This is a genomic window from Klenkia terrae (genome assembly GCF_037083865.1).
Classification (GTDB): domain Bacteria; phylum Actinomycetota; class Actinomycetes; order Mycobacteriales; family Geodermatophilaceae; genus Klenkia; species Klenkia terrae.
This window is the reverse complement of sequence record NZ_JBAPLV010000070.1, coordinates 1-986: the sequence shown is the minus strand read 5'-3', so window position 1 is coordinate 986 and position 986 is coordinate 1. Positions and strand designations below refer to the sequence as shown.

The following is a 986-nucleotide window of genomic DNA, read 5'->3' as shown; positions in this document are numbered from 1 at the left end:
TTGATCACGGGTATCACCGGCCAGGACGGCTCCTACCTGGCCGAGCTGCTGCTGGGCAAGGGCTACGAGGTGCACGGCATCGTCCGCCGCTCCTCCTCCTTCAACACCGAGCGGCTGGACGGGATCTACCAGGACCCCCACACCTCGGGCCGGAACCTGTACCTGCACCACGGCGACCTCACCGACGGCGTCACCCTCATCAACCTGCTCCACGAGGTCAACCCCGACGAGGTCTACAACCTCGGCGCCCAGTCCCACGTCCGCGTCAGCTTCGACCAGCCCGTGTTCACCGGCGACGTCACCGGCATCGCCGCCATGCGCCTGCTCGAAGCCGTCCGCGCCGCCAAGGTCCGCACCCGCATCTACCAGGCCTCCTCCTCGGAGATGTTCGGCGCCACCCCGCCCCCCCAGGACGAGAACACCCCCTTCTGGCCCCGCTCCCCCTACGGCGTGGCCAAGCTCTACGCCTACTGGGCCACCCGCAACTACCGCGAGGCCTACGACACCTACGCCGTCAACGGCATCCTCTTCAACCACGAGTCCCCCCGCCGCGGGGAGACCTTCGTGACCCGCAAGGTCACCCGCGCCGTGGCCCGCATCAAGGCCGGCCTCCAGGACAAGCTCTTCATGGGCAACCTGGACGCCGTCCGCGACTGGGGCTACGCCCCCGAATACGTCGAAGGCATGTGGCGGATGCTCCAAGCCTCCGAACCCACCGACTACGTCCTCGCCACCAACACCGCCTACTCGGTCAAGGACTTCGTGCGGCTGTCCTTCGAGCACGCCGGCCTCGACTGGGAGAACCACGTCGAGTACGACAAGCGCTACGAACGACCCAGCGAAGTCGACGCACTCGTCGGGGACTACACCAAGGCCAAGACCATCCTCGGCTGGGAACCCAAGGTCCACACCCCCGAACTCGTCCAGATCATGGTCGACGCCGACATCCAGGCCCTCGACGACCAGCTCTCCGGCAGATCAGTCCG

The 986-nt window shown here is 67.1% G+C and carries 1 protein-coding gene; it reads left to right on the top strand.

All coding sequences use genetic code 11. The annotated features are described in order from the left end of the window. On the top strand, positions 1–986 hold a 986-nt coding region (gene gmd, locus UXQ13_RS23565; protein ID WP_336393100.1), incomplete at both ends, for a GDP-mannose 4,6-dehydratase.